Origin of the sequence: uncultured Sphingomonas sp., assembly GCF_913777625.1 — a bacterium.
Lineage (GTDB): Bacteria > Pseudomonadota > Alphaproteobacteria > Sphingomonadales > Sphingomonadaceae > Sphingomonas.
This window is the reverse complement of sequence record NZ_CAJYTI010000039.1, coordinates 24,449-51,220: the sequence shown is the minus strand read 5'-3', so window position 1 is coordinate 51,220 and position 26,772 is coordinate 24,449. Positions and strand designations below refer to the sequence as shown.

The following is a 26,772-nucleotide window of genomic DNA, read 5'->3' as shown; positions in this document are numbered from 1 at the left end:
CCGCAAGGGGGGAGGGCTGCGCTTGGGGGCGGATGTGCGCTTCCTTCGCCGGCGTTCGCCCGGTAGCACGGCGACATGCTCGACCTCCCCTCCGCCGCCCGTCCGTATCTCCGGCCGATCCAGTTCGTCGACACACCCGCCGGCCGAGACGGCGAGGTCGCGCGGTTGGCGGGCGGGCTGCTCTGGTTCTCTGCCTATGAACTGATCGTGGTGGAGAATGGCAGGCGCATTCTCCAGCGCACCCTCTCTGTCGCCGAGGTCGAGGCGCACCCCCGCCTCGCCTCGACCGCCCGGCGCATCACCGCCCCTCGCGCGCCGCTGACCCTCGGCACCCGCACGCTGCGCTTCGACCAGCCGCAGGTGATGGCGATCCTCAACATGACGCCGGACAGCTTTTCCGACGGCGGCAAGCATCTCGGCGATCCCGCCGCCGCGGCGCAATCGGGCGTCGACATGGGCATCGCGGGCGCCGCGATCCTCGATGTCGGCGGCGAATCCACCCGGCCGGGTGCCGAAACCGTCTGGGAGGGCGACGAGATCGCCCGCGTCGTGCCGGTGATCGAACGGCTGGCGGCGAGTGGCGCCGCGGTCTCGATCGACACGCGCAAGGCCGCGGTGATGGAGGCGGCGCTCGCGGCGGGCGCACACATCGTCAACGACGTGTCGGCGCTGCTCTACGACGACCGCGCGCTGGAGGTGGTGGCGCGCGCCGGCTGCCCGGTGGTGCTGATGCACGCCGCCGACCCGAAGCGCGGTGCCAAGGGCGGGGGCGGGTACGCCGATCCGCTGATCGAGATCTACGACTGGCTGGAGGCACGGGTGGACGCCGTGGTCGCCGCGGGCGTGGACCGGGCGAAGATCGTGATCGATCCCGGCATCGGCTTCGGCAAGTCGCTGGCCGACAATCTCGCGCTGATGAACGGGCTGGCGCTGTTCCACGGGATCGGCTGCCCGATCCTGCTGGGCGCGAGCCGCAAGCGGATCGTCGGCGCGCTCGCCAACGAGGCGCCGGCCGAACAGCGGCTCGGCGGATCGCTGGCGCTGGCGCTGAAGGGCGTGAGCCTGGGCGTGCAGCTGCTGCGCGTCCACGATGCCTTCGAGACCGTCCAGGCGCTTCGGGTGTGGCGCGGCATGCAGGACGCCGCGCTCACCGCGCCTCACGCCGCGGTCTGATCGATCCCCAGTTCGCCGAGCTTGCGGTAGAGCGTCGAGCGGCCGATGCCGAGGCGGCGGGCGACTTCGGTCATCCGCCCGCGATAATGGCCGATGGCGAGGCGAATCACGTCCGCCTCGATCTCGTCGAGCGGGCGCAGATTGCCGTCCGGGCGGAACAGGGTGATGCCCGCCGCGCCCGAATGGCCCGTCGCCGACGCGGTCGTGGACGGGCGGCCGGATGCCAGCTGGGCGATCTGCGGGAAGTCGTCGCGCGTCAGCCCTTCCTCGTCGCAGAGCACGGCGGCGCGAAACAGCACGTTCTGCAGCTGGCGGACGTTACCCGGCCAGTCATAGGCGGTGAGCAGCTGCAGCGCCTCGTCGCTGATGCCCAGCGAGCGCAGCCCCGGCTGCTCGCCGATGCGGGCGAGCAGGTGGCGGATCAGCGCGGGGATGTCGCCGGCGCGCTCGCGCAAGGGCGGGATCGTGACCTGCACGACGTTGAGGCGGTAATAGAGGTCCTCGCGGAAGCGTCCGGCCTCGACCTCGCCGAGCAGCGGCACGTTGCTCGCCGCGATCACGCGGACGTCGACCTCGCGCGGATGGCGCGCGCCGAGCGACTGGATCTCGCCGGTCTGCAGCAGGCGCAGCAACTTGACCTGTGCCTCGAGCGGCATCTCGCTCACTTCGTCGAGGAAGATGGTGCCGCCGTCCGCTTCCTGCAGCTTGCCGATCTTGCGCTCGAACGCGCCGGTGAAGGCGCCTTCCTCATGGCCGAACAATTCGGATTCGACGAGGTTTGCCGAGATCGACCCGCAGGTGACGCAGACCAGGTCCTTGCGGGCGCGCGGCGAGGCGCTGTGGATGGCTTCGGCCACCACATGCTTGCCGACGCCGGTCTCGCCTTCGATCAGCACCGGCACGCGGGCGCGGGCGGCCTTGGCGGCAACCGCCAGCGCGGCGCGGAACTGCGGGGCGGAGCCGACAATGTCGCTGAAGCCGAGATTGGCGGTGAGCTTCTCGGTGAGGGGGCGGAGTTCGCCGGCGCTGGTGCCGCCCATCGCGCTTTCCAGCGCGGCGAGCAGGCGTTCGCCGGCGATCGGCTTGACCAGGAAGTCGCTGGCGCCGGCGCGCATCGCGCCGACCGCGGCCGCGACCGAGCCGTTGGCGGCGAGCACCAGGATCGGCAGATGCGGGCGGCGGGCGCGCAGGTCGGCGATCAGCGCGGTGGCATCGTCGTCCGATTCGGGATGATCGAGAAGGATCGCGTCGACAGCCATGCCGTCCGGCGTGCCGAGCGTCGCGAGCGCGCTCTCCGCATCATCGGCGAACAGCGTGCGCCAGCTGCGACGCGACGCAATCGCGGCGACCAGACGTCGTTGCGCCGGCTCCGAATCGATCAGCAATAGAAGGCGCTGCCCGTTGCGCGTCATGCCGACTCCAGTCCCACTTGTCCCGTTTCGAGCCGCATCGATTAAAGCAGATGCGTAAAGTTCGGCTTAAGCCTGCACAAACCCGTTCTTGCGGCGTCGGGGTTGAGGGTGCGCGAAGCAGCGGTATAAGACATCGAGCACCTTAGGAGAGGAGCACTTCCATGGCTGAAACAGGTGAAAGCGCCGGCGAGATCCAGGCTCATGTCGAAACCTTCCAGGGTTTCACTGCGCTGATGAAGTGGGGCACGGTGGCTGTGTTCCTCATCGCTGGGTTCGTCGTCTTCCTGATCGCACGCTGACGTGAAGATCGCGGTATTGAAAGAGACGGCTTCTGCCGAACGACGTGTCGCGGCTACGCCCGAAACGGTCAAGAAATTCATGAGTGTGAAGGCTTTGGTGGCGGTGGAGGCCGGGGCAGGGCAGGCGGCTTCCTACAGCGACGACGCCTATCGCGATGCGGGAGCGACCGTCGCGTCGCGCGCGGAAGTGCTGGCCGATGCCGATATCGTGCTGGCGGTGCAGGGGCCGGATCCGGACAGCTTGGCGGGCATCAAGTCGGGCGCCTGGCTGGTCGCGGGGCTCAACCCGTTCGGCGAGCGCGCGCGACTCGATCGCTATGCGGCGCTGGGGCTCGAGGCGCTGGCGATGGAGTTCATGCCGCGAATCACCCGCGCCCAGTCGATGGACATCCTGTCCTCCCAGTCGAACCTCGCCGGCTACAAGGCGGTGCTCGATGCCGCCGCCGAATATGACCGCGCCTTTCCGATGATGATGACCGCGGCCGGCACGGTGAGCGCCGCCAAGGTGTTCGTGATGGGGGTGGGCGTCGCCGGGCTCCAGGCGATCGCCACCGCGCGGCGGCTGGGGGCGCAGGTCTCCGCCACCGACGTGCGCTCGGCGACCAAGGAGCAGATCCTCTCGCTCGGCGCCAAGCCGATCTTCGTCGAGAATGTCGCAGGCATCGAGGGCGAAGGTTCGGGCGGTTATGCCACCGAGATGAGCGACGCGTACAAGGCGGCGCAAGCCGAGCTGGTCTCCGCGCACATCGCCAAGCAGGACATCGTGATCACCACCGCGCTGATCCCCGGCCGCGCGGCGCCGCGGCTGATCAGCGACACGCAGATCGCGGCGATGCGGGCGGGCAGCGTGATCGTCGACCTGGCGGTGGAGCAGGGTGGCAATGTCGAGGGCTCGGTGCCGGGCGAGATCGTCCTGCGCCACGGCGTGAAGATCGTCGGCCATCGCAACGTGCCGAGCCGGCTGGCGGCGGACTCGTCGGCGCTGTTCGCGTGCAACCTGTTCAACTTCCTCTCGGCTTTCTGGGACAAGGACGCGGGCAGGCCGGTGCTCGACGAGGAAATCGGCAACGCCGTGCGGGTGACGCAGGGCGGCAAGGTGGTGCACGAGAGGCTGTTGTCGTGACACCGGTGGCGCTCCCCGATCCTCCCCTGCACGGGGAGGGGGACCGCGCGCAGCGCGGTGGAGGGGGAGCGAAGCGGGCGATCCGGCCCGACGTTGCGCTGGCGCGGCGGCAGCGGCGGCGGCTCAGTCTGCCCGAGGTGTTGCTATGGCAGCGGCTGCGGCGAAATGCCTTGGGCGCGCGGGTGCGCAACCAGCACCCGATCGGCCCCTATGTCGTCGACTTCTACATCGCCGCGCTGCGGCTGGTGATCGAGGTAGACGGCCAGGTGCATGCATCCCCCGCGGCGATCGCGCATGACTGCCGCAGGGATCAGTTTCTGGCCGGGAACGGCTACCGAGTTCTGCGTATCGATGCGGCGGAGATCTTGCAGGACGCGGACGCAGTAGCGTCCTCGATTGCGTCCCTTGCCGGGCTCCCCCTCCACCAGCCTGCGGCTGGTCCCCCTCCCCGTTCCGGGGAGGATCTTTCCGCGCAGCGCCGCGCGGATCAGGAGTAGATCATGGACTTCATCTCGATCCTGTCGGTCTTCGTGCTGGCGTGCTTCGTCGGCTATTACGTCGTCTGGTCGGTAACCCCGGCCCTGCACACCCCCCTGATGGCGGTGACCAACGCCATCTCCTCGGTGATCATCGTCGGCGCGCTGATCGCCGCTGCGGCGGGCAGCCTGGGCGGCGCGGGGGAGACCTCGAAATGGCTCGGCCTGCTCGCGGTGGTGCTGGCCAGCATCAACATCTTCGGAGGGTTCGCGGTGACCGCGCGGATGCTCGCCATGTACAAGAAGAAGGTTCGCTGAGCATGGAGAGCATCGCGCAAAACCCCTGGGCGGCGCTGGCCTATCTCGTCGCCGGCGTCTGCTTCATCCTTGCATTGCGAGGACTGTCGAGCCCCGCCACCAGCCAGCGCGGCAACCGCGCCGGCATGATCGGCATGACGATCGCGGTGGTGACCACGCTCGTCACCCACGTCCCGCGCATCGCACCGCCCTGCCCGACGGGCGCCATTTGCGAGAATTACGGCACCCCGGTGCTCGACACGCTGACCCTGGTCGAGCTGCTCGCCGCGATCGGCATCGGTGCGGCGATCGGCATCGTCACGGCGCGCCGGATCGCGATGACCGCGATGCCGCAGCTGGTCGCCGCCTTCCACTCGCTGGTCGGTCTGGCCGCCGTGCTGGTCGCGGGTGCTGCCTTCCTCAATCCCGGCGCGTTCGGCATCGCCAGCGACGGCGTGATCTTCCTCCAGAGCCGCATCGAGATGGGCCTGGGCGTCGCGATCGGCGCGATCACCTTCTCGGGATCGGTGATCGCGTTCCTCAAGCTCAACGGCAATATGGGCGGCAAGCCGATCCTGCTGCCCGCGCGCCACGTGATCAACCTGGGGCTGCTCGCCGCGATTCTCGGCCTGGTCGGCTATTTCACCCAGGACCAGAGCCCCTGGATCTTCTGGACCGTGACCGCGCTGAGCTTCGTCATCGGCTTCCTGCTGATCATCCCCATCGGCGGCGCGGACATGCCGGTCGTCGTCTCGATGCTCAACAGCTATTCGGGCTGGGCGGCGGCGGCGATGGGCTTCACGCTGCACAACTCCGCGATGATCATCACCGGCGCGCTGGTCGGCAGCTCGGGCGCAATCCTCAGCTACATCATGTGCAAGGCGATGAACCGCAGCTTCCTCAGCGTGATCGCCGGCGGGTTCGGCGGCGATGCGGGCGGCGGCGCGGGGGCGGCGGCAGCGGTCGACCGCCCGTGGAAGCGCGGCTCGGCCGAGGACGCGGCGTTCCTGATGAGCCAGGCCGAGCAGGTGATCATCGTGCCCGGCTACGGCATGGCGGTGGCACAGGCCCAGCACGTGCTGCGCGAGATGGCGGACAAGCTGAAGGCGCACGGCGTGCGGGTGAAGTATGCGATCCATCCGGTCGCGGGCCGCATGCCGGGCCACATGAACGTGCTGCTCGCCGAGGCCAACGTCCCCTATGACGAGGTGTTCGAGCTGGAGGACATCAACTCGGAGTTCGCCCAGACCGACGTTGCCTTCGTGATCGGCGCCAACGACGTGACCAACCCGGCCGCCAAGACTGACAAGTCCTCGCCGATCTATGGCATGCCGGTGCTCGACGTGGAGAAGGCCAAGACCGTGCTGTTCGTCAAGCGCAGCATGGGCGGCGTCGGCTATGCCGGCGTCGACAACGAGGTTTTCTACCGCGACAACACGATGATGCTGCTCGCCGATGCTAAGAAGATGGTGGAAGAAATCGTCAAGTCGCTGGACTGATCGGGGGATGGGGTGATCGGATCGATATTAGGCGGCGCGTTCCGCCTGCTGCGGCAGCACCCGTTATCGGTGCTGGTCTGGTCGATCCTCTACCTCGCCGGCATCTTCGCGATCGGGCTGTTGCGGATCGCGATCGCGCCGGCCGCCCCCGACGGCGTGGCGGCAGCGCTGCTTCCGGCGCTGCTCACCCAGACACTGACGATCGCCTTGATCGCCGTGCTGATCACCGCGGCGACCCGCGCCACGCTGCATCCCTACAAGCGCGGCGCCTTCTATCTGCGGCTCGGCGCCAACGAGCTGCGGGTGTTCGCGCTGCTGGCAATGCTGACGATCGGCAGCGGCGTGGTGCTGTTCCTGCTGGCGCTGGCCAATGGCTTCGTGCTCGGGCTGCTCGGCTGGCTGCTGCCAAACGAAAGCGCACGGCAGCTGCTCGCGGCGCTGCTGTTCGTGGCGGAGCTTGCCGCGTTCGTGTTCGTGCAGACCCGGCTCGCCATCGCGCTGCCGCTCACCTATCTTTACGAGGCGATCACCGTGGACGAGGCCTGGGCGCAGTCGCGCGGGCATTTCTGGTCCATCTTCGGGGCATTTGCGGTGATCGCGCTGCTGCTGTGCACCGCAGGGCTGGCGTTGCTGGCGCTGTTCTTTCTGCCGACCCTGGCGCTGCTTGCCCAGAGCGGGCTGAACGGCACGGCAATTGTGCAGACGCTGCTGATGCTGGTCATCGCCGCCAAGAATTTGCCGATTTTAGCGCAGCTTGTTCTGGTCGTCGGGCTGCTGGTGCTGATGGCGCTGAGCTTTGTTCTGAACACCGCGACGCTCGCCAGCGCCGCACGCATGATGCTGGGGCTCAAGGACGGGCAGATCGAAGATCTTCGTCGGCAGCGCTGAGCAAACGATACTTCGCTCCACCTTGCGAATTTCTGCGCTATAGTCGACCTATTGGCTCCGAAATGGAGGAAGTGCGACTCCGCCGTTTCGGAGCAATGCGGCATCTGTGGGGGAACAGATGCCGAACCAGGGGGCGAAGCATGTACGAGCTGCCGAGTCTGGGCGACGCAACGCCCATCACCTATGATTTCGACCGTGACGTAGCGCTGGTCATTGCTGCGGCCGGACCGGCGCGGGATCTGGCACAGCGTACCGCCACGCTGGCGGGCTTTCGCCTTCGTGCGCCGCTCGATGCTGCGGAGGCGCTGCGGGAGATTGCCCTGCTCGACGGGGTCCAGCTGGTGATCCTCGAGACCGACGGGATCGAGGAGGCGCTGCTCGAGCCGCTGCTCGCCCGGCTCGGCGCGCTGGTGGAGGCGCGCGGCGTGTCGCTGATCGCGACGGTGCCACCCGCGCATATCGATCTCGCGGCCGCGCTGCTGCCTGCCACGGCGATGCTGCAATGTAGCCCGAGCGAGGCCGATCGCCTGACCGCGGCCTTGTTCGCCGGGCGCCCGTCCGTCGTCCGACTGCATGACGGCATGCGCGACGAGGAGGTGTTGCGGATGCGGCGCTTCCAGGAGGAGGTCGCCCGCATCGCCGACTCGCTCGCCCGGCTGACCCGCACCGAACTGAGCGATGCCACGGCCACGGTACGCACGTCGGCCTTCGCCTTCGCGGCGGAGGCCGATGGCGTCGAGACGAATGCGAACGAGATACGGCGGGCGATTCGGGCGCGGCGGATGCGGTCGGAATTCTTCGACGGCGACCTGTTCGCCGACCCGGCCTGGGACATGCTGCTCGATCTGTTCGCCGCCGATCTCGAGCATCGCCAGATCTCGGTCTCCAGCCTGTGCATCGCGGCGGCGGTGCCGCCCACCACGGCGCTGCGCTGGATCGGCACGCTCAGCGAAGCCGGCCTGTTCGATCGCAAGGCCGACCCCAGCGACCGGCGCCGCGCCTATATCGGGCTGAGTGACACTGCCCGGCAGGGGATGCTGCGCTATATCGGCGCGGTGAAGCGGGCGGGGCTGACGCTCGTTTGAGGCTTGCCCTTCGCGCAAAGCTTTGGCATCGGCCTTCCACGCAGTCGCCCACCGGGCGCGCGGGCGGTTAGCTCAGTTGGTAGAGCATCTCGTTTACACCGAGAGGGTCGGCGGTTCGAGCCCGTCACCGCCCACCATTTCCCTTCTCAATCGCGATGTACGGCGAGGCGCGCCGTCATGTTGTTCTGGGCATCGCCGTACAGCGGCACGGCGGCCGGCTGTACCAGCATGCTGTGCGGCGGCACGTCGTCGAGCAGCCAGACATTGCCGCCGATCGTGCTGCCGCGGCCGATCGTCACCCGGCCGAGGATCGTGGCGCCTGCATAGATGATCACATCGTCCTCGATGATCGGATGGCGGGCATAGCGGCTGCGCGGGCCGGCCGGTGCCAGCCCCAGCGGGCTGCGCGCGCCGAGGGTGACGTGCTGATAGAGCCGCACGTTGCGGCCGATGATCGTGGTCTCGCCGATCACCACGCCGGTGCCATGGTCGATGAAGAAGCTCGGGCCGATCGTCGCGGCCGGGTGGATGTCGATGCCGGTGCGGGCATTGGCGAGCTCGGAGAGGATGCGCGCGACGATCACCGCGCCCAGCTCGTGCAGCTGGTGGGCGATGCGGTAATGAAGGATCGCCAGTGCGCCGGGGTAGCTGATCAGGATCTCGTCGACGCTGCGCGCGGCGGGGTCGCCGACGAACGCGGCATCGACATCCTCGTCGAGCAGCGTGCGGATCTCCGGCAGCGCGGCGGCGAACAGTCGGACAAGCAGGTCGGGCTGGTCGCTTTCGAACGGGGTGGCGCTGTGGAGCTGCCAATAGTCGAACTCGGCGGCAAGCTGTTCGCGCAGGATGGCGAGGGCCTGGCCCAGCTGTTCGGCGACGAAATCATCCTCGCGGGCGATGCCGCCGCGAAAGCCGCCGAGGCGGGTGGGGAACAGGGCGGCGGCGACATGCTCGACAAAGCGGGCAAGATCGGTCGGCGCGGGGAAGCGCGACAGGCCGCGATGTTCGGCGCGGCGTTCGCGCCAGGCGGAGCGGACCGTGTTGAGCGCCGAGACCGCATCCGCAATCTCGCCGGCGAAGGGGTGACCGGATACCATCGCGTCAGGCCGTGGCAGCACGGGCCGGCGTGCCGAGCGCATCCGGGGCGAGCAGGCCGCTCTGGCGCGCGACGATGGTCGGCACCAGTGCCTGGCCGGCGACGTTCACCGCGGTACGGCCCATGTCGAGGATCGGGTCGATCGCGAGCAGCAGCCCGGCACCTTCGAGCGGCAGGCCGAGGGTCGACAAGGTGAGGGTGAGCATCACCGTCGCGCCGGTGAGGCCGGCGGTCGCGGCCGAGCCGACCACCGCGACGAAGGCGATCAGGCCATAGTCCGCCAGGTGCAGCGGCACGCCGAAGAACTGGGCGACGAAGATCGCCGAGATGGCGGGGTAGATCGCCGCGCAGCCGTCCATCTTGGTGGTCGCCCCCAGCGGCACCGCGAAGGCGGCGTAGGCGGCCGGGACGCCGAGCCGCTCGACCACCTCCTCGGTCACCGGCAGCGTGCCGACCGAGGAGCGCGAGACGAAGCCGAGCTGGATCGCCGGCCAGGCGGTGGCGAAGAAGCGCAAGGGGTTGAGGCCGTTGGCGACGAGCAGGGCGGGGTAGACGACCAGCAGCACCAGCCCGAGTCCGATATAGATGGCGACGGCATAGGCGCCGAGCGCCGAGAGCGCATCCCAGCCATAGCGGACCACTGCATCGCCGATCAGCGCGGCGGTGCCGATCGGCGTCAGTGCGATCACCCAGCGGAGCAGCCGGCGGAAGATCACCAGCGCCGAGGCGTTGAACTGGAGGAAGGCGCTGCCCGCCTCGCCCACGCGCACCGCCGCCGCACCGATCGCGATCGCCGCGACGATGATCTGGAGAACGTTGAACGACAGCCCGGTGGTGGCGACGCCGTCCTTGAGGCTGGTGGACGCCGTGAGCCCGAGGAAGTTGGCGGGCACCACGCCCTTCAGGAAATCGAGCCAGGAGCCGGTGCTCGACGGCGCCCTGGCCGCGCTGGCGGCGATGCCGGCGTGCAGGCCGGGCTGGAGCAGAAGGCCGAGCGCGATGCCGATCAGCACCGCGATCAGCGCGGTCGCGGCGAACCAGAACAGCGTGCGGGCAACGAGCTTGGCGGCGTTGTCCAGATCGCGCAGCGCGGCGATCGAGGCGACGATGGCGGTGAACACCAGAGGCGGCACCAGCGCCTTGAGCAGCTGGACGAAGATCTGGCCTAGGGTGTGCAGCGTCTCGCCCAGCGCTGCCTGTCCGGTCGCACGGACGATGAAGCCGAGCGCGAGACCGGCGGCCATGCCGAGCAGCACCTGCCAGGTGAAGGGAAAACGGAAACGGGGGGTGGCGGCGGTGGCCATGCGCGGGCAGCTCCTTGTCGAGCTGCCAAAATATCCCAGTAGCGTACTAGGAGAACAAAGATTTGCTTTCAGCCGGTTCGGGCCGGCTTGGGCCGGGTAGCCGCAGCGGGCGGCCCGGCACGCCCCGTCAATTCGCCTTGAAAGTCGGCTTGTCGCCGGTGAAGCTGATCGTCAGATAGCTGTTGTCACAGGCATTGTAACCCGACCAGACGCTCGTGCTCTTGTCCTCGAAGGTCGCCCGCACGTCATATTTGCACTGGACGCCCTTGTCGAAGTGGACGGTGGTCTTGCCGCCGACCTTGATCTTGGGATCCTTCTTGAGTTCCGGGTCGACCTTGTTTTCCGCCCAGTTGGTGGTGCCCGCGGGTGCGACCTCGATCTTCTCGATCACCTTGCCGGTGTTGTTCACCAGCATGAAATCCCAGTCGTCGGCGAACGCCGGGGCGGCGACACCGAGGATGGCGGCGGTCGCGATGAGAGCCAGTTTCTTCATGGTCTTGTTCCCTCCTGTTGCGCAGCATTTTGCGCGCAACACGGGCCGCGGGCAAGGGCGTAACAATGCCTATAGCGCGCGCACCAGCCGGACGGCGACGGCGATCCAGGCGGGGTCGGTGACGACCTGCTGGCGTCCGCCGGCACCCGGGGGCAGCAGCTGCAGCCGATCGCCTTCGCGGCCGATCAGCCGGCCGAACAGGAAGCGACCGGCCGGGCGTGGCACCAGCACGTCGCGGTTGAGCGCGCGGCCGAACTCGGCCGGGGCGAGGCGCTCGCACCAGATCGCGTCGCCGGCGCGGTACTCGCCGATGCTCGCCTCCACCGCGATGGCGACGGTGCCCGCTTCGGGGCGTGGCGCGACCAGCGTCGCCGGGCGGCGGGGGGCGTGCGCGCCGTCGGCCTCGAGCAGCGCGGCGACGGGAATGTCCGGGCGATCGGGCAGCTGGACGAGATCGGCGGCATCGACCTCCAGCGCGGCCGCGATCCGGTTGAGCCAGGCGACCGAGACGGTGCGGGTGCCGGTTTCGAGGCGGCCGATGGTCTGCGCCGTGGTCGGCGGCACGCAGCGCCGGGCGACATCGTCGAGGGTGAGGCCTTTGGCGCGGCGGACTTCGCGAATGGCAGTGATCATGGCCTGCTCCTAACCAAATCGGTTTTCTTCTTTCCTACAGATGGGCCCGCGTGGCAAGGGATTCGTGCAGGAACAAAAGGAGATCAACGATGCGCGAGCTGGCAGAGCGGCCGACGGGCAAGGGCCGCGGTGTGACGGTGAACCTGGCCGAGTCGCCGCTCGACTGGCTACGGTCGCGCGGGCATGTCGATGCGCGGCAATATGAGGCGGGCGAGCGGCTGCGCGGCGATTTCGAGATGGCGTCCCTGGGCCCGCGCGTAACGATGCGCTGGGACCCTGCGCCGCGCGAGGGCGGGCGGCGGGCGGCGCCCGAGCCGATGGATCCGACGATGGCGCAGATCGCTGCCAAGCGCCGCTTCGATGCCGCGATCGCCGCGGTGGGCAGCGGGCTCTCCGACATTCTGTGGCGGGTGGTATGCGCGGGCGAGGGCCTGAGCGCCGCCGAGAAGGGCCTGGGCTGGCCGGCGCGCGCGGGCAAGCTGGTGCTGTGCCTCGCGCTGGACCGGGTGGCGGATCACTATCGACTCAGCTGACGGGCGGGGCCTCGGCGGCGGGGCGCGCAAGGAAGCGGCTATACGCCCAGCCGATCGCGATCAGCGCCACGCCCAGTCCCAGGAAGGAGAGGATCCGCAGCAATCCGTCCAATGCGGCGGCGTCGACCAGGAACACCTTGAAGGTGGTGATGGTCAGCAGCCCCAGCCCTGCGATGCGAAGATCGTGCGCGCCGGCGGCGATTCCGCGCCACAGCCAGGCAAGGGCGAGCACCAGCAGTGCCGCCGAATAGCCGCCATTTTCGAAGCTGCCGATCGGCCCGGTGAGCAGGGTGCCGTGCGCAAGCCAGCGTACGCCCGCGAGTGCTGCGGCGATGCTGCCCAGCGCGGCGGGAATCCGCAGGCGCGGCAGGGTCCAGCACCAGAAGGCGGCCAGTGCCAGGTGCAGCGCCAGCGCCGGACCGGCAGCCTGGGTAACCAGCGCGGGATCGAGCAGCAACAGGTCGAAGCAGAGCAGCCTCGCGAGACCGAGGACCAGCAGCGCCTGGCCGAGGCGCGGCAGCCGCGCGCTGCGCAGCAGGCTCCAACCGGCCGCAAGCAGCGCCTGGGTCAGCAACGCGCGTTCGAGGAAGCCCCAGGCGAGGAACCGCTCCGGCGTCGCGATCGCCAGCGGCTGCTTGGCTAGGGTGTAGAGCAGCAGCACACCGGCGGTGCCTGCGATCGCCGCCGCAGCGGGGCGGGCACGGCCGAAGTCGCGCGGGTCGACCAGGAAGGCCAGCGCCGCGGCGATCGGCAAGGCGAGCGTCCTCAGCAGATCAGCGACGGCGGGCAGATGGCGGTAGGGGAGATGGTCGCCGGACAGCGCGCTACCGATCGTGTCCACCCATGCCAGCAGCGCCGGGCCGGCGGCGACCAGCGCGGCGAGCAGTGGGAGCAGGGGCAGCACGAACAGGCTCGGCGCGCGCACCCGCCGGGCCCAGAGCGCGAGCCCCCCGAGCACGATCGCCAGCGGCACCGACAGCCAGCCATGCGGCACGAACTGGGCGAGTGCGACGGCGGCGAGCAAGGCGGTTGCGAGCGTCGCGGCGGTGAGCGCGGGATCCTCCGGCTCGCGCCGCAGCTGCCAGGCGAGGCGGGCGCAGGCCGCGGCGGCAAGCGCTTCGAGCAGGCCCCAGAGCGCCGCCGGCAGCAGATCGGCGGCGAACGCATGCGCGACCAGCACCGGGCCGCCGGCGCCGAGCAGCGCCAAGGTCACCCAGCTGCGGCCGCGCGCCCAGAGCCATTGGCCGGTGCCGGCAAATAGTGCCGTCGCGACGATGGCCGCGATCGGTGTCGCACCGCGATGGGGCGAGGCGAGTGCCAGCGCTTCGAGTGCCAGCAGCAGCGCGACGCTCGCAAACGCGCCGGGCAGATAGACCGGATCGCGCCAGGCGAGGATCAGCGTCGCGGCAGCGAGGACAAGGTAGAAGCTCCAGGCGAGCGGCCCGAAGTCCAGTCCCGGCACGATCGCCACCAGCTGGAGCATGCCCGCCAGCAGCGGCAGCAGCCGCAGCCAGCGATTGCGGATGCCGGCGGCGGGCAGGACGGCGCTCGCCCCGCCGGCCAGCAGCATGGTGAAGCCGCCAATCGAGGCAAGGTTGCCATGGCCGCCCACCACCGCGATCAGGAATTGCGCCCAGGCAAGGCCGGCGAAGCTCGCCGCGAAGGCGAGCCAGCCCCAGCGCCGATGCACCGCCAGGCCGAACAGCGCGGCGACGAACAGGCCGAGATAGACGAGCAGCGGGCCGATCCCCGCCGCCGCGAACCCCGCGACCAGCGGCGCAAGGAAGCCGCCGAGCAGCGCCATGATCGCGGTCGGCGGTCCATGGCGGAGCGACAGGGCGAGCGCGCCCAGCGTCACCAGCACCACTGCGGCGAAGGCGGGCAGCGGCGCGATCAGGTGATAGAGCGCCGCCGCCATGTACAGCGTGCCATAGAGGCTGGCGATCCCGGCACCGGCCAGCGCCTGACCCAACCGCGCGTCGTCGCGGGTGGCGGGGAGACGGCGGACGACCTCGCTTGCCGCAACCAGGGCGAGGCCGAACAGTGCGGCGATGCCGGTCCGCGCGGCGGGGCCCAGCAGCCCCTGCTCGATCGAGTAGCGGACAAGGAAGAAGCCGGCGAGCACCAGCGCCACGCCGCCGATCCAGATCGGCAGCCGCCCGCCGACCAGCGTCTCGAAATTGAGGCGGGGCAGTTCGAACGGCGCGCGCGGCTCGGGTGCGGGGACCGCAGGGGGCTCCGTCGCAGGAGGCGGCGGTGTCTCGATCGCTGTCGGTTCGTCCGGAGTCGGTTCGGGCCGAGTGGCCGCCGCCACGCGGGCCGGCGCGCGCATGCGGCTGGGGGCCGTTTCTTCCGGTGCCTGCAGGCGAGCGATCCGGATTTCCATCGCCTCCATGTCGCGCTCCAGCCGGTCGATCCGGCGCTTGAGTACGGCGAAGGCAGTGGCGGCGCAGCAGGCGAGCAGCAGGAACAGATATCCGGTCATCGTCCCCAGCCTTGCACGTTCGGCACGCGCTGTCGCGCAAAGGACGCGCGGCCCGGCGCAAAATCGGCTATTCGAGGGACCTTGCATGGAGAGGAGTGGTCGATGATCGTCTATGGCTCAACCTTGTCGCCGTACGTTCGTAAATGCATGGTGTTCGGCGCGGAGAAGGGGCTGGAACTGCAGCTGAAATTCGCGGGGCCGGGTAGCCCGGATCCCGAATTTCGCGCCGCCAGCCCGTTCGGCAAGATGCCGGGCTTTCGCGACGGCGACTTCACGATTTCCGATTCGACCGCGATCGTCACCTATCTCGAGGCGAAGTTTCCCGAGCCGAACCTTATCCCGGTCGAGGCCCAGGCCCGCGCCCGCACCATCTGGTTCGACGAGATGGCGGATACGCTGATGATGGCGGCGGGCGGCGCGATTTTCGGGAACCGCTTCGTCAAGCCGCGGGTGATGAAACTGCCGTGCGACCACGCCGCCGCCGATCAGGCCGAGACCGAGCAGTTGCCGCCGATCTTCGACTATCTCGAGCGGACGATTCCCGAAAGCGGCTTCCTGGTCGAGGACCGGCTCACCCTGGCCGACATCGCGGTGGCGAGCCCGCTGGCGACGCTGGGCTGCATCGGCGTCTGCGTGGACGCGGCGCGCTATCCCCGCACCGCGGCCTATGTCGACGCGATCCACGCCCGCCCGAGCTTTGCGACGATCCTGGAGCGCGATCGCGCGCAGGTGGCGGCGATGGGCGGCGGGGTGCCGCGTGCGGCATAGCCAAAGCGCCGTGCCTTCCCTAGATGGGCGGCCATGCGCATATCCTTCCTCAAATGCCATGGTTCGGGAAACGACTTCCCGCTGATCGACGCCCGCGCGCTGGCGCTTGGCGAGCCGGAATGGGCGACGCTCGCCCGCCTGCTCGCCGATCGCGCCGGGCCGGTTGGCGGCGACGGTCTGCTGGCGCTGGTGCCGGGCGACGATACCCACGCCTTCGGCATGCGGATGTGGAATTCGGACGGGTCGGAGGCCGAGACCTGCCTCAACGGGCTGCGCTGCACCGCGCGGCTCGGCTTCGACCTGCTGGGGATCGATGCCGCGCAGGTGAAGCTGAAGACGAGTTCCGCCGATGTCGCGCGTGATCCGGAGATCGCGCCGGGCGTGGCGACGATCCGCACCCTGGTCGGCCCCAACTCGACGCGCGCTGCCGATGTCGGCCTGGTCGGCGCGCCCGCGCAGGTGATCGACGCCGCCATCGCCGGCCTGCCGAGCCCGCGCGCCTTCACCGCGGTGGCGATGCCGAACCCGCATCTCGTCACCTTCGTCGATACGGTGGACGAGGAGGAGCTGGTGTCGCTGGGCCGCTGGTGCGAGGGCCGTCCGGCGCTGCTGCCGGCGCGCGCCAACGTCTCCTTCGTCGAGGTGCGCGGCCCGTCGAGCCTGTTCGTGCGCACCTTCGAGCGCGGCGTGGGGCTGACCGACAGCTGCGGCAGCGCGATGGCGGCATCGGTGCTGAGCGCGGCGCTTACCGGCCGTACCCGGTTCGGGGAGACGGTGCAGGTGTTCAACCGCGGCGGCATGGTACGCGGCCAGGCCGACGCCGATACGCGGGTGACGCTGAGTGGCAATGCGACGTTCGAGGAAGAGCGGATCGTGACTGTGGATTTCGCCGCCGGCACCCTGGCCGGGGCGCAGGTGGTGCGCGCACGGGACGACGAGCGCGCTGCCTGGGGCGCGCTGCTCGCCGGACTGGCGCGCTAGGCGACCTCGCCCTTGCGAGCGCAGCCCGCGCTGCTGCTGCGGCCGGTCCCCCGGAACAAGGAAGGGGCATCCGCCGTGGCGGACGCCCCTTTTTGCGCACAGATGCTTCGGCGGTTCGCTCAGGCGTAGCGAACGCTCGTCTTGCGGCTGCGGATCGTTGCGCCCAGCAGACCGAAGCCGACCAGCAGCATCCCCCAGCTCGCCGGTTCAGGCACGCCCGACGCGGTGGTGACGGAGAAGGAGGCGTCGGAGACGTGCAGCTCCCAGCCCGGATAGCCCCAGGAATTGCCGATCGCCGCGATCCGCACGTTCGGATTGCTCGCCCAATCCACTGCCTGAAGGGCCGTGTTCAACGCGGTGAGATCCTGCGTGCCGGCGGTGAAGTGGATCGTCTGCACCGAGTGGTCGCTGCCGGCCGCGATCACCGCCCAGACATAGTTGCTGTCGACGGCGAGCCCGAGCAGCAGGCCGTTCGAGGGATCCTGATAGCCCCAGCCCTGGTCCACGACCGTCGCGATGCTCGACAGGTTTAGAACCGCTTCGCCCTTGTGAAGGGCGACAGAGCCGAGCTCAGCAAAACCGCCGCCGCCCCAGGTATCGTAGTTGGGAAGACTTACGTTGGTCGTGGTTTGTGCCAAGGCCTGTTGCGCAGGCATGGTGATTGCCGCCGCAATAGCGGCAGCAGGCAGAATATATCGCATGTGATGTAACCCCAGATTGCAATGATGACCTGGCCCGGACAGCCAAATTGTCCTGCCTATTTTTGCTAAGCTAACCATTGTTTCGGAGTCAAATGATTGTGAATACTTGAAGGTCTTCATTTTTGCTCGGCGGGAGCTTCGCGGCGTATGGCAACGGCGCACACACGCAATATTATTGTTTGGGTGTTTGCGGTTAGCGGGAACCAGGAAGCCCGATGAAAGGGCGCCAACGCAGCTGCTGTCGCCGCCGCTTCAACGACCCTCTCGGCGACAATTGCTGCCGTGGCAGGCGGACCCGTCGTTGGCGTCCGCCGGCGCGCCCGGGGCGGTCTCCCGCGCCGGACCGGCTCGACTACGGTCAGGCGAATTCGGACGGGGTGCCGGCGAAGGCTAATCCCGGCAGGGTGAAGCTGAGCCGGGCACCGCCGGTCCTGCCGGCATCGGCGCAGATCTGGCCGCCATAGGATTCGACGATGGTGCGGCAGATCGACAGCCCCAGGCCAAGCCCCAATGCCGGACGCGACGAGGCGAAGGGCGTGAAAATCGCGTCCGGCGCGCGGATTCCGGGTCCGTTATCGGTGACCGAGAGCTGCACGGTGCCGTCCGGCAGCTGCGCGCTGGCGATGACGATCTTCGCATCCCGGTGCTTGCCGATCGCCTGCACCGAATTGCGCAGCAGGTTGAGCAGCACCTGTTGCACCTGCACCTTGTCCGCTGCGACCCAGGGCGCCTGGGCATCGAGATCGACGCTGAAGTCGGCCGTGCAGCCGGGCATCGACGCGCGCAGCAGCGAGAGCGCGTCGTCCACCGCCTCGGCGATCCGCGCTGCGCTGCCGGTCCGCCGGTTTGCCGCCATGTCGCGCGCGCGCTGCATGATGCCATGGGCCAGCCCGATCTGCGCGCGCGCCTTGTCGAGCAGGTCGCCCTGCCGGTCCCCGCCGAGGGTCGCCGCAGCGAGATAGTTGGACGCGGCGGTGAGCGGCTGCGCGATTTCATGGGCGATCGTCGCCGCCATGATGTTCATCGCCTGCACGCGGGCGCCATGGGCAATCTCGTCGCGGAGCGCGGCATGGGCCGTTTCGGCGTTGATGTCCTGATCGGTGCCCATCAGCGTCGTGATCGACCCGTCGGCTTCGACGATGGGGGCGATGCGGATGCGCCGGTGCGATGGGTGGCGCTTGCCGGTTCGTGCCGTCACGTCGCAGCTTTGCGGGCGCCGGGTGCTGATCGCGGTGCGGATCGCGGCGAGCAGCTGCCGTCGGTCCTGCGAAGGCAGCACGGCAAGCGCGGTACGGCCATCGACCATGTCGTCCGCCGGTGCCCGATCGTACATCCGGCAGAGCTGGTCCGACAGCACCAGACGATCGCTGCTCAGGTCATACTCCCAGTCGCCGATGCCGCCGATCCGCTGCGCCTCGTGCAGCCGGTCGTTGGTGCCGGCCAGGTCGCGTGCGGCCTTTTCCCGGCGGCGCAACGCGAACATCGCGAGCCCGGCAAAAAGCATGATCGCGAGCGTGATGCCCAGCGTGATCCCGCGCGCGCGGATCGATCGCGCTTCCTCGCCGGCCAGGATGTCGCGCTCGGCGGTGCCGGTGGTGACGAAGATGCCATAGTCGCTCAGGCGGCGGTGGCTGAACACGCGGCGGATGCCGGTAAAGGCGCTGGGGCCGACATAGGTGCCGTTGGGCTCGGCCAGCTGGTGGCGCATCGGCAGCTTGCCCGCCAGATTCTCCCCATAGCTGATCTTCGCGCCGGTGCGGCGCGCCAGGGTGATGCCGTCCAGCCGGATCACCGAGATCACGTCGAGCGGACGGGTCATGGCGCCCTGGTTGAAGTCGACGAACCGCTCGACCGGAATGCGCACGACGACAACCCCGCGGAAGCGCCCGTCCGCATCGCGAATGGCGCGGCTGATCGATATCAGCGGGCGATGCACGAACGGGCTGATTTCCGGAACGCTGATCGTCATCCGGCCCGAACGATCGGCGCGAAGGTCGCGAAAGATCGGATGGTCGGCGAAGTTGAGCACCGGCAGCCCGGGCACCGAGGCCCAGCGTACCACGCCCGCGGCGTCGGCCACCGCTACCGAGGCGAACAGCCGGTTCCTGGCGATCGCATCGTCGAGCAACTGCGGCGGCGTGCCATGCCCGGGCATGGGCGTGATCGTGCGAAACCGATCGGCATAATGGTCGATCGCCAATCGCGCGCTGTCCAGCGTCCGGGCGACGAACTGCTCATAGGCGATCGCGCGGTTGGCGTTCTCGCGCGTGGCGGCGGCCAGCGCATCGGCGCGGGCCTGGGCCAGCATCTGCTCGCCGGCGCTCCACAGCAGGGCCGCGACGACCGTGGCGCCGATGGCGATGGACAGCAGGATGGGGCGCAACGGCCCCAGCGTCGGACGATGCACGGGGTAGCGAAAGCCGCGGTGCATCGGCATGGCAGGCATGCCCGGACCGGAGAAGCGGGCGGCGCTTGGCAAATGCTGCCGGCGCAGCGACCAGGAGCGGCGGCGTTGACGGCCGCCACGACGGACCGGCCGAACCAGTCGCGAAAAAGAAATGCGCGAGGAAACCCTAAAAATCGGCAATGCAAGTCTCCGGAACGCCAGCGGCCGGCTGCGCCTCGAGCGAGGCACACCGGGTGCATGGGCAACGATGAAGGCCTGAAGCTCCGATTTCCGCATGCGCCGCCCTCTCTGTCGGCGCATTGGGAACGCGATACTGTTGTGCGGGGGCACCGGGATACAGCTCGGGCGCCGTGCCTCTATGCGGGCAAATCCATCTGCACAAGATGGTTAACTGCTTGTCTTCTATCCGGTAAAATACGTGCTCTAGAGGCTGTGCGAAACTTTGTTCTCCGCGGTCGGTGAAATATGATGATATCGTTTTCATATTTCCTCCGACACCGCTTCTTTACTGCACGACTATCCCTCCCGCATCCGTACATTTCCGTAATACTCACTATGGGACGCGCAGGGTCGGGCTGCGAACCATATCGGTTAATTACCCTTGACATCGTGACGCTGGTGTGGCACAAAACAGGAACGCTGAAGAATTGCGAGTCGCGCCGAGCGGCTCCGCTGGAACGGGCCGGGCATGTGCGTGCCGCGGCCCGTTCGTGTTTTCGGAAGAGGTGCCATGACGGATGTGATCGGCAAGGCGACCAACCGTCGTCTGCAGAAGCGCAAGCTGCCGGCCCATGCCTGGACCGAGGAGCAGGAAAACGCGTTCCTCGACATGCTGGCGGCGACCTGCAACGTGCTGGGCGCGTGCCGCCATGCCGGCGTAGATCATCGCTCCGCCTATCGGCGACGGCGGCAGCATCCCGATTTCGCCGCGGCATGGCGGGGCGCGATCCTCACCGGCTATGAGCGGCTGGAGGAGCAACTGCTCGCCCAACTCGCCGCCCCGCATCCTCTCGAGGAAGGCGGCAGCGATGGCGCGCTGCCGTCCGCGGGGCCGTTCGATGCCAAGCTGGCGATGGATCTGCTGCGGATGCACCGCGGCACGGTGGAGAACCGGACCCCCACGCCGCGGGGCGGGGTGGTTCGGGTCAGCCGCGAGGAGGCCGAGGCTGCGCTCAACAAGAAGCTCGATGCGCTCGCCCGGCGGCTTGCCGCCGAGCGTGAGGCGCAGCGATGACCCCCGCCGATGCCGACGACGCACTGGCGAGGCTGGCGCTTGCCCCGCGTGGGGAACGCGTGGCGCTGGTCCGGGAGATGTCGCGCGCGCATCTGCGCTTCTTCAACGAGGCCTGGTGGCGCTGGGCGCATGAGGGGCAGTTCTGGCCGGAGGGGGATTGGCGGATCTGGCTGATCCGCGCCGGGCGTGGCTTCGGCAAGACGCGGGCCGGGTCGGAATGGGTGAGCCAGATGGCACGCGAGCAGGCCGGCGCGCGGATCGCGCTGGTCGGCGCGACGGTCGACGAAGTCCGCAGGGTGATGGTTGAGGGCCCGGCGGGTTTGCTCGCGGTGGCGCGGGAGCTGGAGACGATCGGCTGGCATCCGGCGCGCGGCGAGCTGGTGTTCGGATCGGGCGCGCGGGCCTTTGTCTATTCGGCGGAGGCGCCGGAAAAGCTGCGCGGGCCCGAGCACGACTTTGCCTGGTGCGACGAGCTCGCCAAATGGCGGAGCGGCGCGGCCGACAGCGCCTGGGACAATCTGATGATGGGCTTGCGGCGCGGCCCGCAGCCGCGCGTGGTGGTGACGACGACGCCGCGCCCGGTGAAGCTGATGCGCCGCGTGATGGCGATGCCGGGGGTGCACGAGACGCGCGGGCGGACCCGCGACAATCTCCACCTGCCGGCCAGCTTCGTCGAGGCGATGCTGGTCGATTATGCGGGCACGCGGCTCGGCCGGCAGGAACTGGACGGCGAACTGATCGACGACGTCCCCGGCGCCTTGTGGCCGCGCGGACTGATCGAGCGGCAGCGGCGCGCGGCGCCTGCGCGGCTGGAGCGGGTGGTGATCGGGGTCGACCCGCCCGCCGGCACCGAGGGCGATGCCTGCGGCATCGTTGCGGTCGGGCTCGGCGCGGACGGGCAAGGCTATGTGCTCGCCGATGCCAGCGTCGCGGGGCTCAGCCCCGAAGGCTGGGCGGCGGCGGTGGCAGACTGCGCCGCGCGGTTCGAGGCGGAATGCGTGGTGGCGGAAAAGAACCAGGGCGGGGCGATGGTGGAAAGCGTGCTGCGCGCAGCGGATACCGCGCTGCCGATCCGCCTCGTCCATGCCAGCCGCGGCAAGAGCGCGCGGGCCGAGCCAGTGGCGCTGCTCTACGAAAAGGGCGTGCTGTGGCACGCGGCGGCCTTCCCGGCGCTGGAGGAGGAGATGGCCGGGCTGCAGGCGGCGGGCGGCTATCAGGGTCCCGGCCTTTCGCCGGATCGCGCCGATGCGCTGGTATGGGCGGCGACCGAATTGTTGCTCGGCCGGCGCGGCCGCGCGGCGGTGCGGGTGGTGTGAACAATTCCTTAGCCCCTCCTCCCTGGAGGAGGGGTTTGGGGGTGGAGGGATTCCAGAACGTCGGTTGGTCTCGGGGAGACATGGCCCCACCCCAACCCAGCGTCCGGTCGGTCCGCCTCCCAGGCGGACCTGAACCTCGCGGGGCGCGGTTCACCTGCCGCTCCTGAAAGGGAAGGGTTTCTAAAGGTACAGGAGACATCCAATGCGAAACTGCATGGCTGCAGGGCTGCTCGCCCTGCTGACGGGCGCGTGCGCGCTCGATGCGCGGACCGGGTTGGCGGTGGGCACCGGCCTGGTGGTGGCGGGCGATCGGAATGGCGACGGGGCGCTGGACGCGGCCGAAGTGCAGGCGCTGGTCGAACGCGCCTTTCCGACGGCCACCCTCCAGGGCGGCTTCTGGGATGGCATGCGCGCTGCGCTCAGCGCCGCCTATTGGGCCCGCGACCTCGATCACGACGGCAGGCTCCGCCCCTCGGAGCTGGCGCGATGAAGTGGTTCGGGCGCAAGGCCGCGCGCGAGGGCCAGCGGCCGGCACTGGCACGCGGCGGCTGGGGCAGCCTCGGCGACTGGCCGCGCAGCTATGAGATGCAGCTGCGCGAAGGCTATTGCCAGAATCCGGTCGCCCAGCGCGCGGTGCGGCTTGTCGCCGAAGGCGTGGGCGCGGCGCCGCTCGCGGGCTCCGATCCGGCATTGGTGGCGCTGATCGCGGCGCCCTCGGGCGGGCAGCGGCTGCTCGAGACGCTGGCGGCGCAGCTGCTGCTGCACGGCAACGGCTATGTCCAGCTGCTCACCGATGGCGCGGGGCAGCTCCAGGCGCTCTATGCGCTGCGCCCCGAGCGGGTGACGGTGGAGCCGGACGCCAATGGCTGGCCGATCGCCTATCGCTACCGGGTGGGCGAGCACGTCACCCGGCTGGCGGCCGACGATGGCGGGCGGCCGCAGATCCTGCATCTGCGCGCCTTCCATCCGGCCGACGACCATTATGGCCTGGGCTGCCTGGACGCGGCGACCGGCGCGATCGCGATCCACAACGCCGCGACGCGGTGGAACAAGGCGCTGCTCGACAATGCCGCGCGGCCGAGCGGTGCGCTGGTCTATGATCCCGGCGACGGCTCGGCGCTGGCGCCCGACCAGTTCGCCCGGCTGAAGGACGAGATGGAGGCCGGGTTCGCGGGCGCCGCCAATGCCGGGCGCCCGATGCTGCTCGAGGGCGGGCTCAAATGGCAGGCGATGAGCCTGACGCCCGCCGACATGGATTTCGTGGGGCTGAAGGCGGCGGCGGCGCGGGAGATCGCACTGGCGTTCGGCGTGCCGCCGATGCTGCTCGGCCTGCCGGGCGACGCTGCCTATGCCAATTACCGCGAGGCCAATCGCGCGCTGTGGCGGCAGGCGATCCTGCCGATGGCCGGGCATCTGCTGGACGGCATCGCGCAGGGGCTTGGCTCCTGGTTCCCCGAGGCGACGCTGACGGTCGACCTCGACCGGGTGACCGCGCTCGCCGAGGACCGTGAGCGGCTGTGGCAGCAGGTCAGCGCCGCCGCCTTCCTGACCGACGAAGAGAAACGCAAGCTGGTGGGGTTGTCATGACCGATGGATCGATGCTGGCCGAGCTGATCGCACAGGCCGAGAATGAAGGCGCGGAGCTGACCACGCTGCGCGCCATTGCCGAGGAGGCGGGTACGGCGGGTGCGAACCGCGCGCTCGCCCGGCTTGGGCTGGAAGACAGCGGCGCCGCCAAGGACATGACCGAGCTGCGCGAGCTGCTCGGCGCGTGGCGCGATGCCAAGAAGTCGATGATCAAGGCGGTGATGCAGTGGCTGGGCCGCACCCTGGCGGCGCTGGTGCTGGTGCTGCTGGCGATGCGGCTGGGCTTTCCCGGCTGGCTGAAATGAGCGTCCGCTTCGCCGGCTATGCGGCGGTGTTCGACGCCGTCGATCGCGGCGGCGACGTGGTGCGCGCAGGGGCCTTCGGGCCGGTGGGGCCGGTACCCCTCCTTTGGCAGCATGGCGGCAAGCCCGTCGGCACGATCGAGGCGATCGGCGAGGATGCGCGCGGACTGCGCGTGATCGGCCGGGTCGAGGATTCGCGGCTGGCGGCGCTGGTCGCGGGCGGCGCGGTGGCGGGGCTGTCGTTCGGCTACCGGGTGCGCGCCGCGCGGGGCGGCCGGGTGCGCGAACTGACCGCGCTCCAGCTGATCGAGGTGAGCCTGGTGGCGGAGCCGATGCAGCCGCTCGCCCGCGTGCACGCGGTCGCCTGAACCTTTCCAACCTTTCTGGCGTGGGAGATGACGATGGACGAACTGGAAACGAGCTTCGAGCAGGCGGCGCTGCCGCCGGTGCGGCCGATGCTGGCGGGCGGCAGGCCTGCGGCGAGCGCGGCGTTCGACGGCTATCTGCGCGGCGGGGTCGAGACCAAGGCGCTGTCCGGCAATAGCGGCGCCGAGGGCGGCTTTGCGGTGCCGCGCGAGATCGATGCGCAGATCGACGTGACGCTGCAGGCGATCTCGCCGATCCGTGCGATCGCCAATGTGGTGAAGGTGGGGACCAGCGGCTACCGCAAGCTGGTGGCGAGCAGCGGCTTCGACAGCGGCTGGGCGTCCGAGACCGCGGCGCGGCCGATCACCGCCACGCCGACCTTCAACGAAATCGCGCCGCCGTTCGGCGAACTCTACGCCAATCCGGCGGCGAGCCAGGCGATGCTCGACGACGCGATGTTCGATGTGGAGAGCTGGCTGGCCGGCGAGATCGCCCGCGAGTTCGCCCAGTCCGAGGGCACGGCGTTCGTGAGCGGCACCGGCGTGAACCAGCCCAAGGGCTTCCTCGCATCGCCGACCTCGACCGCCACGGACGCGACGCGCGCCTTCGGCACGTTGCAATATCTGGCGAGCGGTGCGGCGGGCGCCTTCGCCGCCAATCCCGACGAGAAGCTGATCGACCTGGTGCAGGCGCTGCGCGCGCCGTACCGCCAGGGCGCGAGCTGGGTGATGAATTCGGCGACGCTTGCCAAGATCCGCAAGTTCAAGACCGCGCAGGGCGAGATGCTGTGGCAGCCGGGGCTTTCCGCCAGCCAGCCGGCGACGTTGCTCGGCTATCCGGTGGTCGAGGCCGAGGACATGCCGGACATCGCCGCGAACAGCCTGTCGATCGCCTTCGGCAATTTCCAGGCGGGCTATCTGATCGCCGAGCGCGGCGAGACGCAGATCCTGCGCGATCCCTATTCGAACAAGCCCTTCGTCCATTTCTACGCGACCAAGCGGCTGGGCGGCATGGTGAGCAATTCGGAGGCGATCAAGCTGCTGAAGTTCGCCGCCAACTGAGCCGGGGCAGGGCGCGGGGCCCGGGGGCGCCCGCGCCCATCTTGTATGGGAGAACAACCATGGACGCACCGCCCTTTCCGGCGGCGGCGATCGCAGACGGCTGCGCGGGCGTGAAGGCCTATCTGCGGATCGAGACCAGCGCCGACGATGCGGCGCTGGTCCAGGCCGTGCAGACCGCGCTCACGCTGGGCGAGGCCTTCACCGGCACCGCCTGGATCGCCCGCGACTGGCAGGCCTGGCTTATGCGCTCGCCCGATTGGCAACGGCTGCCGGTGGCGCCGGTAACGGCGATCGGTGCGATCGAGACCGTCGATGCGGATGGCGTCGCCACGCCCTTGTCGGTGGCGGGGTATGCGATCGACCTCGATGCGCGTGGCGAGGGCTGGGTGCGGCTGGCGCTCGGCGAGGTCGGGCGCGTGCGCGTGACCTTCACCGCCGGCGCGGCGGCGGGGTGGGCGCAACTGCCATCGCCGCTGGCGCAAGGCGCGGTGCTGCTCGCCGCGCATCTGATCGAGGGGCGCGGCGACGGTGGCACGCCGCCGGCCGCCGTGGCTGCCTTCTGGCGGCCCTGGCGGCGGCTGCAGCTGATGGCGGGAGTACGGCGATCATGCTGGAGCAGCTGAACGCGCGCGCTGACGCGATCGGGCGACGGGCCGCCGGCGCCGCGGCGACGCGGCTGGGCGAGCAGGTGCGTGAGGCGGTGCCGGGGGTATCGGTGTCCGTCGACGGCACCCGCGTCACCGTGTCGGGGCGCAGGCTGTGGCGGCGCTGGCTCGCCGATCCGGGATTGCGCTGGCTGGGAGGGCTGCTGCGATGAATCCGCAGGAGGCAATCACCGGCGCGGTGCGCGCGGCGCTGGCCGGGCAGGCGGCGCTGGTGGCGCAGGTCAACGGCATCTTCGATGCCCCGTCTCACCGCACCCCGCGGCCCTATCTCCTGGTCGACGATCCGGTGCTGACCGACTGGAGCACCAAGGACCAGGACGGCCGTGAGGTGCGGATCGCGGTGCTGGTGAAGGACAGCGCCCAGGCGCGGAAACGGGTGCGGGGGCTGGCGGAGCTGGTGGAGGCGACAATTGCCGACATGCCGGCGGCGCTCGCCGGTGGCTGGCAGGTCGCGAGCAGCGTGTTCCTGCGCACCCGGCTGGTCGCGGAGGACGAAACCAATGTGACGGCGATCGTCGAGCACCGCGTGCGGATGCTGCGAACCGGACCTTAGCTCCTCCTCATGGGAGGAGGGGCTGGAAATCTCGA

At 69.5% G+C, this 26,772-nt stretch carries 29 protein-coding genes and 1 tRNA gene; 22 read left to right on the top strand and 8 right to left on the bottom strand.

Going from position 1 to position 26,772, the window contains the following annotated elements:
• Window positions 1-75 precede the first annotated feature (75 nt).
• A complete protein-coding gene (gene folP / locus QZ814_RS17570) occupies window positions 76-1,173 on the top strand; it encodes a dihydropteroate synthase (RefSeq protein WP_294334680.1) in 1,098 nt (365 codons plus the stop codon).
• Here folP and QZ814_RS17565 read toward each other — a convergent pair.
• Window positions 1,158-2,585, bottom strand: coding sequence for a sigma-54 dependent transcriptional regulator (locus QZ814_RS17565; RefSeq protein WP_294334679.1), 1,428 nt, complete (start codon window positions 2,583-2,585; stop codon window positions 1,158-1,160). The genes folP and QZ814_RS17565 overlap by 16 nt on opposite strands.
• Before the next feature lie 161 nt (window positions 2,586-2,746).
• Here QZ814_RS17565 and QZ814_RS17560 point away from each other — a divergent pair, with 161 nt between their 5' ends.
• The 8 genes from QZ814_RS17560 to QZ814_RS17525 all read left to right on the top strand — a co-directional run bounded on the left by QZ814_RS17560 (window position 2,747) and on the right by QZ814_RS17525 (window position 8,389).
• Window positions 2,747-2,884 carry an aa3-type cytochrome c oxidase subunit IV gene (locus QZ814_RS17560; protein ID WP_294334678.1) on the top strand — a complete coding sequence of 46 codons (138 nt, stop codon included), beginning with the start codon at window positions 2,747-2,749 and terminating at the stop codon, window positions 2,882-2,884.
• 1 nt (window position 2,885) lies between these two features.
• Window positions 2,886-4,007, top strand: coding sequence for an NAD(P) transhydrogenase subunit alpha (locus QZ814_RS17555; RefSeq protein WP_294334677.1), 1,122 nt, complete (start codon window positions 2,886-2,888; stop codon window positions 4,005-4,007).
• Window positions 4,004-4,504, top strand: a complete 501-nt coding sequence (locus tag QZ814_RS17550) for an endonuclease domain-containing protein (protein WP_294334675.1) — start codon at window positions 4,004-4,006, stop codon at window positions 4,502-4,504. The genes QZ814_RS17555 and QZ814_RS17550 overlap by 4 nt, the downstream gene beginning before the upstream one ends.
• 3 nt (window positions 4,505-4,507) lie before the next feature.
• Window positions 4,508-4,801, top strand: coding sequence for a proton-translocating transhydrogenase family protein (locus tag QZ814_RS17545; RefSeq protein WP_093297885.1), 294 nt, complete (start codon window positions 4,508-4,510; stop codon window positions 4,799-4,801).
• Between the two features lie 2 nt (window positions 4,802-4,803).
• Window positions 4,804-6,279 (top strand): NAD(P)(+) transhydrogenase (Re/Si-specific) subunit beta, encoded by a 1,476-nt coding sequence (locus tag QZ814_RS17540; protein WP_294334670.1) that lies wholly within the window; start codon window positions 4,804-4,806, stop codon window positions 6,277-6,279.
• A gap of 12 nt (window positions 6,280-6,291) precedes the next feature.
• Window positions 6,292-7,167, top strand: coding sequence for a hypothetical protein (locus tag QZ814_RS17535; RefSeq protein WP_294334668.1), 876 nt, complete (start codon window positions 6,292-6,294; stop codon window positions 7,165-7,167).
• A 140-nt stretch (window positions 7,168-7,307) separates the two neighbouring features.
• A complete protein-coding gene (locus QZ814_RS17530) occupies window positions 7,308-8,252 on the top strand; it encodes a hypothetical protein (RefSeq protein ID WP_294334665.1) in 945 nt (314 codons plus the stop codon).
• Window positions 8,253-8,313: 61 nt separating this feature from the next.
• Window positions 8,314-8,389 (top strand) — tRNA-Val (locus QZ814_RS17525).
• Window positions 8,390-8,398: 9 nt separating this feature from the next.
• Here QZ814_RS17525 and epsC read toward each other — a convergent pair.
• The 4 genes from epsC to QZ814_RS17505 all read right to left on the bottom strand — a co-directional run bounded on the left by epsC (window position 8,399) and on the right by QZ814_RS17505 (window position 11,778).
• Window positions 8,399-9,349 (bottom strand): serine O-acetyltransferase EpsC, encoded by a 951-nt coding sequence (gene epsC, locus QZ814_RS17520; RefSeq protein WP_294334663.1) that lies wholly within the window; start codon window positions 9,347-9,349, stop codon window positions 8,399-8,401.
• A 4-nt stretch (window positions 9,350-9,353) separates the two neighbouring features.
• The gene (locus QZ814_RS17515) at window positions 9,354-10,652 is read right to left on the bottom strand and encodes a dicarboxylate/amino acid:cation symporter (RefSeq protein ID WP_294334661.1); all 1,299 of its coding nucleotides are present in this window, start codon (window positions 10,650-10,652) and stop codon (window positions 9,354-9,356) included.
• Window positions 10,653-10,779: 127 nt separating this feature from the next.
• On the bottom strand, window positions 10,780-11,145 hold the full coding sequence (locus QZ814_RS17510; protein ID WP_294334658.1) for a hypothetical protein: 366 nt from the start codon (window positions 11,143-11,145) through the stop codon (window positions 10,780-10,782).
• Between the two features lie 69 nt (window positions 11,146-11,214).
• Complete coding sequence (locus QZ814_RS17505) at window positions 11,215-11,778, bottom strand: helix-turn-helix transcriptional regulator (protein WP_294334656.1); 564 nt, start codon at window positions 11,776-11,778, stop codon at window positions 11,215-11,217.
• 89 nt (window positions 11,779-11,867) lie between these two features.
• Here QZ814_RS17505 and QZ814_RS17500 point away from each other — a divergent pair, with 89 nt between their 5' ends.
• The gene (locus QZ814_RS17500) at window positions 11,868-12,311 is read left to right on the top strand and encodes a DUF6456 domain-containing protein (RefSeq protein WP_294334653.1); all 444 of its coding nucleotides are present in this window, start codon (window positions 11,868-11,870) and stop codon (window positions 12,309-12,311) included.
• Here the strand turns inward: QZ814_RS17500 and QZ814_RS17495 are convergent.
• Window positions 12,304-14,796, bottom strand: coding sequence for a DUF2339 domain-containing protein (locus tag QZ814_RS17495; RefSeq protein ID WP_294334651.1), 2,493 nt, complete (start codon window positions 14,794-14,796; stop codon window positions 12,304-12,306). The genes QZ814_RS17500 and QZ814_RS17495 overlap by 8 nt on opposite strands.
• A gap of 102 nt (window positions 14,797-14,898) precedes the next feature.
• Between QZ814_RS17495 and QZ814_RS17490 the strand changes: the two genes are divergently transcribed.
• A complete protein-coding gene (locus QZ814_RS17490) occupies window positions 14,899-15,564 on the top strand; it encodes a glutathione S-transferase family protein (RefSeq protein WP_294334649.1) in 666 nt (221 codons plus the stop codon).
• 33 nt (window positions 15,565-15,597) lie between these two features.
• Window positions 15,598-16,545, top strand: coding sequence for a diaminopimelate epimerase (dapF, locus tag QZ814_RS17485; RefSeq protein ID WP_294334647.1), 948 nt, complete (start codon window positions 15,598-15,600; stop codon window positions 16,543-16,545).
• Between the two features lie 119 nt (window positions 16,546-16,664).
• Here dapF and QZ814_RS17480 read toward each other — a convergent pair whose 3' ends face one another.
• Window positions 16,665-17,183, bottom strand: coding sequence for a PEPxxWA-CTERM sorting domain-containing protein (locus tag QZ814_RS17480; RefSeq protein ID WP_294334644.1), 519 nt, complete (start codon window positions 17,181-17,183; stop codon window positions 16,665-16,667).
• A 421-nt stretch (window positions 17,184-17,604) separates the two neighbouring features.
• Window positions 17,605-19,692: an ATP-binding protein gene (locus QZ814_RS17475; RefSeq protein WP_294334642.1), complete on the bottom strand. Its 2,088-nt coding sequence runs from the start codon at window positions 19,690-19,692 to the stop codon at window positions 17,605-17,607.
• A 691-nt stretch (window positions 19,693-20,383) separates the two neighbouring features.
• On the opposite strand from QZ814_RS17475, the gene QZ814_RS17470 reads away from it, so the two are divergent.
• From QZ814_RS17470 to QZ814_RS17425, 10 genes are all read left to right on the top strand, one after another.
• Window positions 20,384-20,887: a hypothetical protein gene (locus QZ814_RS17470; protein ID WP_294334639.1), complete on the top strand. Its 504-nt coding sequence runs from the start codon at window positions 20,384-20,386 to the stop codon at window positions 20,885-20,887.
• Entirely contained in the window at window positions 20,884-22,203 is a 1,320-nt protein-coding gene (locus QZ814_RS17465; RefSeq protein WP_294334637.1) for a terminase family protein, read from the top strand. The genes QZ814_RS17470 and QZ814_RS17465 overlap by 4 nt, the downstream gene beginning before the upstream one ends.
• A 214-nt stretch (window positions 22,204-22,417) precedes the next feature.
• On the top strand, window positions 22,418-22,693 hold the full coding sequence (locus tag QZ814_RS17460) for a hypothetical protein (protein WP_294334634.1): 276 nt from the start codon (window positions 22,418-22,420) through the stop codon (window positions 22,691-22,693).
• Complete coding sequence (locus QZ814_RS17455) at window positions 22,690-23,790, top strand: phage portal protein (RefSeq protein WP_294334633.1); 1,101 nt, start codon at window positions 22,690-22,692, stop codon at window positions 23,788-23,790. The genes QZ814_RS17460 and QZ814_RS17455 overlap by 4 nt, the downstream gene beginning before the upstream one ends.
• Window positions 23,787-24,095, top strand: coding sequence for a DUF6127 family protein (locus tag QZ814_RS17450; RefSeq protein WP_294334630.1), 309 nt, complete (start codon window positions 23,787-23,789; stop codon window positions 24,093-24,095). The genes QZ814_RS17455 and QZ814_RS17450 overlap by 4 nt, the downstream gene beginning before the upstream one ends.
• Window positions 24,092-24,460 carry an HK97 family phage prohead protease gene (locus QZ814_RS17445; protein WP_294334628.1) on the top strand — a complete coding sequence of 123 codons (369 nt, stop codon included), beginning with the start codon at window positions 24,092-24,094 and terminating at the stop codon, window positions 24,458-24,460. Before QZ814_RS17450 ends, QZ814_RS17445 begins: the two co-directional genes overlap by 4 nt.
• An 87-nt stretch (window positions 24,461-24,547) precedes the next feature.
• On the top strand, window positions 24,548-25,519 hold the full coding sequence (locus tag QZ814_RS17440; RefSeq protein WP_294334816.1) for a phage major capsid protein: 972 nt from the start codon (window positions 24,548-24,550) through the stop codon (window positions 25,517-25,519).
• A gap of 59 nt (window positions 25,520-25,578) precedes the next feature.
• Window positions 25,579-26,142 carry a hypothetical protein gene (locus QZ814_RS17435; RefSeq protein WP_294334626.1) on the top strand — a complete coding sequence of 188 codons (564 nt, stop codon included), beginning with the start codon at window positions 25,579-25,581 and terminating at the stop codon, window positions 26,140-26,142.
• Window positions 26,127-26,336, top strand: coding sequence for a hypothetical protein (locus QZ814_RS17430; RefSeq protein ID WP_294334624.1), 210 nt, complete (start codon window positions 26,127-26,129; stop codon window positions 26,334-26,336). Before QZ814_RS17435 ends, QZ814_RS17430 begins: the two co-directional genes overlap by 16 nt.
• A complete protein-coding gene (locus QZ814_RS17425) occupies window positions 26,333-26,737 on the top strand; it encodes a DUF3168 domain-containing protein (protein ID WP_294334621.1) in 405 nt (134 codons plus the stop codon). The genes QZ814_RS17430 and QZ814_RS17425 overlap by 4 nt, the downstream gene beginning before the upstream one ends.
• Window positions 26,738-26,772: the final 35 nt, after the last annotated feature.

Excerpts from the sequence above, each read along its gene's own strand:
- folP (WP_294334680.1), top strand. The coding sequence starts at position 76 with ATGCTCGACCTCCCCTCCGCCGCCCGTCCGTATCTCCGGCCGATCCAG.
- QZ814_RS17565 (WP_294334679.1), bottom strand. The coding sequence starts at position 2,585 with ATGACGCGCAACGGGCAGCGCCTTCTATTGCTGATCGATTCGGAGCCG.
- QZ814_RS17560 (WP_294334678.1), top strand. The coding sequence starts at position 2,747 with ATGGCTGAAACAGGTGAAAGCGCCGGCGAGATCCAGGCTCATGTCGAA.
- QZ814_RS17545 (WP_093297885.1), top strand. The coding sequence starts at position 4,508 with ATGGACTTCATCTCGATCCTGTCGGTCTTCGTGCTGGCGTGCTTCGTC.
- QZ814_RS17540 (WP_294334670.1), top strand. The coding sequence starts at position 4,804 with ATGGAGAGCATCGCGCAAAACCCCTGGGCGGCGCTGGCCTATCTCGTC.
- QZ814_RS17530 (WP_294334665.1), top strand. The coding sequence starts at position 7,308 with ATGTACGAGCTGCCGAGTCTGGGCGACGCAACGCCCATCACCTATGAT.
- epsC (WP_294334663.1), bottom strand. The coding sequence starts at position 9,349 with ATGGTATCCGGTCACCCCTTCGCCGGCGAGATTGCGGATGCGGTCTCG.
- QZ814_RS17515 (WP_294334661.1), bottom strand. The coding sequence starts at position 10,652 with ATGGCCACCGCCGCCACCCCCCGTTTCCGTTTTCCCTTCACCTGGCAG.
- QZ814_RS17510 (WP_294334658.1), bottom strand. The coding sequence starts at position 11,145 with ATGAAGAAACTGGCTCTCATCGCGACCGCCGCCATCCTCGGTGTCGCC.
- QZ814_RS17505 (WP_294334656.1), bottom strand. The coding sequence starts at position 11,778 with ATGATCACTGCCATTCGCGAAGTCCGCCGCGCCAAAGGCCTCACCCTC.
- QZ814_RS17500 (WP_294334653.1), top strand. The coding sequence starts at position 11,868 with ATGCGCGAGCTGGCAGAGCGGCCGACGGGCAAGGGCCGCGGTGTGACG.
- QZ814_RS17495 (WP_294334651.1), bottom strand. The coding sequence starts at position 14,796 with ATGACCGGATATCTGTTCCTGCTGCTCGCCTGCTGCGCCGCCACTGCC.
- QZ814_RS17490 (WP_294334649.1), top strand. The coding sequence starts at position 14,899 with ATGATCGTCTATGGCTCAACCTTGTCGCCGTACGTTCGTAAATGCATG.
- dapF (WP_294334647.1), top strand. The coding sequence starts at position 15,598 with ATGCGCATATCCTTCCTCAAATGCCATGGTTCGGGAAACGACTTCCCG.
- QZ814_RS17475 (WP_294334642.1), bottom strand. The coding sequence starts at position 19,692 with ATGCCTGCCATGCCGATGCACCGCGGCTTTCGCTACCCCGTGCATCGT.
- QZ814_RS17470 (WP_294334639.1), top strand. The coding sequence starts at position 20,384 with ATGACGGATGTGATCGGCAAGGCGACCAACCGTCGTCTGCAGAAGCGC.
- QZ814_RS17465 (WP_294334637.1), top strand. The coding sequence starts at position 20,884 with ATGACCCCCGCCGATGCCGACGACGCACTGGCGAGGCTGGCGCTTGCC.
- QZ814_RS17460 (WP_294334634.1), top strand. The coding sequence starts at position 22,418 with ATGGCTGCAGGGCTGCTCGCCCTGCTGACGGGCGCGTGCGCGCTCGAT.
- QZ814_RS17455 (WP_294334633.1), top strand. The coding sequence starts at position 22,690 with ATGAAGTGGTTCGGGCGCAAGGCCGCGCGCGAGGGCCAGCGGCCGGCA.
- QZ814_RS17450 (WP_294334630.1), top strand. The coding sequence starts at position 23,787 with ATGACCGATGGATCGATGCTGGCCGAGCTGATCGCACAGGCCGAGAAT.
- QZ814_RS17445 (WP_294334628.1), top strand. The coding sequence starts at position 24,092 with ATGAGCGTCCGCTTCGCCGGCTATGCGGCGGTGTTCGACGCCGTCGAT.
- QZ814_RS17440 (WP_294334816.1), top strand. The coding sequence starts at position 24,548 with ATGCTGGCGGGCGGCAGGCCTGCGGCGAGCGCGGCGTTCGACGGCTAT.
- QZ814_RS17435 (WP_294334626.1), top strand. The coding sequence starts at position 25,579 with ATGGACGCACCGCCCTTTCCGGCGGCGGCGATCGCAGACGGCTGCGCG.
- QZ814_RS17430 (WP_294334624.1), top strand. The coding sequence starts at position 26,127 with ATGCTGGAGCAGCTGAACGCGCGCGCTGACGCGATCGGGCGACGGGCC.
- QZ814_RS17425 (WP_294334621.1), top strand. The coding sequence starts at position 26,333 with ATGAATCCGCAGGAGGCAATCACCGGCGCGGTGCGCGCGGCGCTGGCC.